This is a genomic window from Methylobacterium sp. WL6, assembly GCF_008040095.1.
Lineage (GTDB): Bacteria > Pseudomonadota > Alphaproteobacteria > Rhizobiales > Beijerinckiaceae > Methylobacterium.
Genome location: NZ_VRVH01000325.1, coordinates 1 through 4,841, shown reverse-complemented (window position 1 = coordinate 4,841; position 4,841 = coordinate 1). Strand labels below are relative to the sequence as shown.

The window sequence follows — 4,841 nt, the reverse complement described above, 5'->3', positions numbered from 1 at the left end:
GAGGCCGGCGAAGTGCGCCATGTCGACGAAGAAGTACGCGCCGACCGCGTCGGCGATCTCACGGAACTTGGCGAAGTCCCAATGGCGCGGATAGCCCGAGCCGCCGGCGATGATCACCTTCGGCTTGTGCTCGTGGGCCAGCGCCTCGACCTGCTCCATGTCGATGCGCTGGTCGTCGCGGCGCACGGTGTAGGAGACCGGCTTGAACCACTTGCCCGAGACGTTCGGGGGCGCGCCGTGGGTGAGGTGGCCGCCGGCGGCGAGGTCGAGGCCGAGGAAGGTGTCGCCCGGCTGCATCAGGGCCATGAACACGCCCTGGTTCGCCTGGCTGCCGGAGTTCGGCTGCACGTTGGCGAAGCCGACGCCGAACAGGCGCTTGGCGCGCTCGATGGCGAGGTTCTCGGCGATGTCCACGAACTGGCAGCCGCCGTAGTAGCGACGGCCGGGATAGCCCTCCGCGTACTTGTTGGTCAGCACCGAGCCCTGCGCCTCGAGCACGGCGCGCGAGACGATGTTCTCGGAGGCGATCAGCTCGATCTCGTGCTGCTGCCGGCCGAGCTCCTGCTCGACGGCCTTGGCGATCTCCGGATCCGCGTCGCTCAGCGGGGCCGCGAAGAAGGAGTTCGAGAAATGCTTGTCGGAAGCGGTACCGGCGCTCATGGATGGCCTCTGTTCTTGTATGCGGGCGAAATCGGCGCGCTCGTCCCGTCGGCGTGCACGGGCGAGCCTTCGTAGCGCTACTCTCTACACGCGTGCGTGGAAGCCGCCAACACAGGCCTTTTTGCCGCGGGGGCAAGAAAAGTTGAGGCCGGGCGCCCGGCAGCGTCAACTGCACGCTGAAAGCAAGACTGGGCGATCGGCCGTGCCTCGCTCCGCAACGCTATAGGAAAATTGACTTTATTAGGAATATATGGCAAGGCCTCTTCGGGGGAGCTTTGGCATGAACGAACGTCGAGACCAGCTTCGATTCGCGCACAGAGTTGCAGAGATCCGCCTGCGATTGCGATGCTGTCCGTGCTCAGCCATTCCCTCAAAGCCGGCTTTCGCCCGGATCAACCCCGAGGCCCGGATGGTCGCTGGACCGGCGGCGCCGGTCAGATCGTGCGCAGCCAGATAGAGAAAACCGGGAACGCAAGGATCGACGCGAAGACCGAGCTTCTTGTGGATGTCGTCAAGGAGGCAATCTCGATCTCGGGAGATGTCCGTGTGCCGGCCTACGGCGTCCGACTGCATGCTGCGACCGCTCGATTGATTCGCAATCTGGATATTCCAGGTATCGGCCGGCACGGCGTCGAGCAAAGCTTCAGCCTGGGCGATAGTGTTGGTTATGGGCTGGAGGGAAGCGTGCGGACCGACGTGGTCTTGCGCGATGGAAGAACATCCTCGGCCCCGATATTGGCGGTATGGGACTTCAAGACGGGAAATGCGCGTCTGACACCAGCGCGCGTCCGGGAGATCCGTGAAGGTCTCGGGGTCGGCTCCGATGTGCCGGTGATCGAAATCCATGTTCGACGCGGTGTCGCGGTCAAATCACATGCCGCCACGACGAAGATAAGCGTTTTTGCCGACATCCACTGGTTTTGAGGGACAGAACATGACGATGGAAGCCTACGCGTTCTGCGCCCGTCCGATCAAATCGATCGAAGACTGGCAAGCGTCGATCGATGCCCTCGGGTTCGATCTGAGATTGAGATCGGCTCGCGATCTCGCGGATCATCGGGGGCACCTTCCGGCGCTTTGGCGTGGCCGAGAAGCCGGGTTCGAGTTCGGCGCTTGCGCGTTCGCGGAACTGGCGGAAACGTACGACGACATCGATCTCGGCGGGCCGTGGCCCTACGCCTACGCCTTCTATTTCGCGGCTTTGCCGAGTTGCGTCGGCACGTGGCTGGCGCTGGCCGCCTGCCTGACGCTGACCGACGGCGTGGCTTTCGACCCGCAAGAGGGAAGAATTCTTCGACCCGGAGAGGCCGCACGCTATGCGCGGGATACCGAGAACGAGGTCGATCGGATCGAGTCAGGGGAGGTCGGTCGCACGCCTTCATAGATGTCGAAGGTTGGAGGGGCCCGCCGACATGGGTCGCGTCGAACGACGGACCCATCCGCCGGCCTCACGCCGACACGTTGGTCTCCACCAGCACCGTCTCCGTCTCGAACTCCGCCGCGTGCCACGCCTCCGCGGGGAAGTGGAACACGCTGCCGGGGCCGAATGCCGCACGGCCCTGCTCGGTCTCCAGGATGCCTGAGCCGGAGAGCACCTGCACGAACTGCTCGTGCGCGTGGCTGTGCCGCGCCGCCGAGGTGCCCGCTGGGACGACGATCCGCACGAGGCTGGCGCCCGCGCCCGGGATCGTGCGCTTGGCGACGCCGTTTTCCGCGACGGTCTCGTCGCGTTCGTCCCAGGCGAGCAGGTGGTCGGTCATGGCGGCCTCGTGGTCAGCCCTCGAAGATGATGCAGGCGCGGTCCCGGTCAACGCACGATGCGCTCACGGCCACACCTTGATCGCCACCGGCCGCCGCAGCAGGTCGCGGTCCGAGGTGATGGTGCAGCCCTCCGTCCGCAGCGTCACGTAGGTGAGGATCGCGGTGTCGCCGACGTCGTCGAAGTTCCGGCCCTCGGCCCTGGGGTCGAGGAGGGACGGGTAGGCGATCAGGCCGCCCGGCGCCGCGCAGGGGTCGTCGTAGAGCGTCGCCCCGGCGACGAGCAGCCGCGGCACGTCCCAGGTCAGAAGGTCGCGCGAGCTCGTCCAGTAGAAGCCCGATTGCGCGAACCCGTCACCCGCCTTGGCCATGAACAGGGCGACGAAGGCGCCGGTGCCGCGATGGCGGACCACCGCCCCGACGGGCGTCGGGAACGGCGCCACCGGCTTGCAGGCCTCGGCCCGCGCGCCCTTGGTGCGGTACGGATCCGGGAAGGACGCGGTGAAGCCGGTGCCGGTCCAGGCGCGCCAGCTCGCCGCATCGCCGGGCGTGGCGGTGCGGAACAGGCACACCCCGGCCTCCTGATCCCCGGGCCGGTCCCAGCCGGTGGTCGAGACGAAGACGTAGCGGAAGCGCCCGTCGGCGAAGACGTTCGACGGGTTGAAGAAGCCGCGGTGACGCCCCTGGCCGACCTCCTGCCGGAACGGGGCCGCCATCGCCACCGCGGGCGGGGTCGTGCGCAGGAAGCTGCGGCCGCCATCCGCGGAGGCGGCGGCGGTGATCGTGTTGTACCAGCAGGCCTCGTAGGTCTCGGCCGTGCAGCGGCCCGGATGCTCGTTCGCCTGGTACTCGTGGTGCACCAGCGCGGCGATCCGGGCGCCGTCCTCGGTCCAGGTGGCGGTGATCCAGGAGCGGTCGTCGTAGAGCGCCGGGTCGGCCTTCTCGCCCGAGTCGAGCACCACCGTGCAGTCGAGCTTGAGGTGGTCGAGGTCCGGCCCGCGCAGGGCCCGGTTGCGGTAGTGCATGCCGAACAGGGCGACCGCACCGGTGGCATCCCGGAACGCGCGGGCCGAGGCGTCGGGCACGTCGGCGCCGTCGCAGGCGTCGCGCCCGGCCTTGAACACGATGCTCGGCGGCCCGACCAGGGTCAGGCTCGACAGCGGCGGCTCGGCGGCCGCCTGCGCGAGCGCCGGCAGCGACAGGAGAAACAGCGCGAGGCGGAGCCGCATGGGACGAGACCGGTGGGTGCGCCGAAAGCGCACTTGGACGAGGAGCGCGCACGGACAACGGTCGCGCGCCTGGACAAACCACGGGAGTTTCTGTTCAGAACCGTTACAGAATGGCTTCCCGCCGGTGCGGGGGCCCGATCCTCCCGAGCCGAGTCCCCATCCATGCTGATCCTGATCCTCGGGCTGGTGCTGTTCCTCGGCACCCACGCCTTCTCGATGCTGCGCGCCAAGCGCTCCGAGGTCGTCGGCCAAGTCGGCGAGGGCAAGTACAAGCTCGGCTACACCCTGCTCTCGGTCCTCGGCCTCGTGCTGATCGGTGTCGGCTTCCACAACTATCGCGTCGACGGGTACATCCCGGTCTGGGATCCGCCGGTCTGGACGCGCCACCTGTCCCTGGTGCTGGTGCTGCTCGCTTTCATCGTGCTGGCCTCGGCCTACCTGCCGGGCCACATCCGGGCGAAGGCCAAGCACCCGATGCTGCTCGCCGTGAAGATCTGGGCGACGGCGCACCTGCTCGCCAACGGCGACCTCGGCTCGATCCTGCTGTTCGGCTCGTTCCTGGCCTGGGCGGTGATCGCCCGGATCAGCGCCAAGCGCCGCGCGCTCACGGCGGGTCAGGTCGTCGCGCAGCACGGGGGCGCCGCGGCCTCTGCGGGCTGGCGCAACGACGCGATCGCGGTGGTCGTCGGCGTCGTCGCCTGGTTCGTGTTCGGCAAGTATCTCCACCCGATCCTGATCGGCGTCTACGCCTGGCCGGGCCAGGCGTAGACGCCGCCCGGTCGCCAAACCGGCGCCCGCGTGCTAGGCGCGGGGCCAATCGAGATGCTTCAGGTCGTCCGGCTCGCGCGCCGGACCGGGATACGATGGCTGAGAACAACGAGTTCATCCGCGAGGTCAACGAAGACTATCGCCGCGACAAGGTCGCCGAGATCTGGCGCCGCTACAGCGGCGTGATCATCGCAGTGGCGATCCTGGTGGTCGCCGGCGTCGGCGGCTGGCGCTACTGGCAGACGGCCCAGCGTAACGCGGCCGAGGCCGCCTCGCAGCAGTTCGACGAGGCCAACCGCCTGGCCCGCGACGGCAAGGTGGCGGAGGCCGACAAGGCGTTCGACGCCCTCGAGGCGCAGGGGCCGGCCGGCTACCGCCTGCTCGCCCAGTTCCGCTCCGCTGCCGAGACCGCCAAGCGCGACCCGG

At 68.3% G+C, this 4,841-nt stretch carries 6 protein-coding genes and 1 pseudogene; 4 read left to right on the top strand and 3 right to left on the bottom strand.

The annotated features are described in order from the left end of the window. Positions 1–660: pseudogene (gene glyA / locus FV230_RS24670) on the bottom strand (serine hydroxymethyltransferase); the annotation flags it as partial. 345 nt (positions 661–1,005) lie between these two features. Between glyA and FV230_RS24665 the strand changes: the two are divergent. After that, the gene (locus FV230_RS24665; RefSeq protein WP_147844274.1) at positions 1,006–1,584 is read left to right on the top strand and encodes a hypothetical protein; all 579 of its coding nucleotides are present in this window, start codon (positions 1,006–1,008) and stop codon (positions 1,582–1,584) included. Between the two features lie 10 nt (positions 1,585–1,594). Next, a complete protein-coding gene (locus FV230_RS24660; RefSeq protein WP_147844273.1) occupies positions 1,595–2,044 on the top strand; it encodes a hypothetical protein in 450 nt (149 codons plus the stop codon). A gap of 64 nt (positions 2,045–2,108) precedes the next feature. On the opposite strand, the gene FV230_RS24655 is transcribed toward FV230_RS24660, so the two are convergent. Further along, entirely contained in the window at positions 2,109–2,420 is a 312-nt protein-coding gene (locus FV230_RS24655) for a cupin domain-containing protein (RefSeq protein WP_147844272.1), read from the bottom strand. A 63-nt stretch (positions 2,421–2,483) separates the two neighbouring features. Next, complete coding sequence (locus FV230_RS24650) at positions 2,484–3,647, bottom strand: hypothetical protein (protein ID WP_147728308.1); 1,164 nt, start codon at positions 3,645–3,647, stop codon at positions 2,484–2,486. Positions 3,648–3,809: 162 nt separating this feature from the next. On the opposite strand from FV230_RS24650, the gene FV230_RS24645 reads away from it, so the two are divergent. Then, positions 3,810–4,415: an NnrU family protein gene (locus tag FV230_RS24645; RefSeq protein ID WP_147844271.1), complete on the top strand. Its 606-nt coding sequence runs from the start codon at positions 3,810–3,812 to the stop codon at positions 4,413–4,415. A 95-nt stretch (positions 4,416–4,510) separates the two neighbouring features. Beyond that, positions 4,511–4,841 (top strand): tetratricopeptide repeat protein (locus FV230_RS24640; RefSeq protein WP_147844270.1); only part of this gene is annotated, 331 nt, incomplete at its 3' end.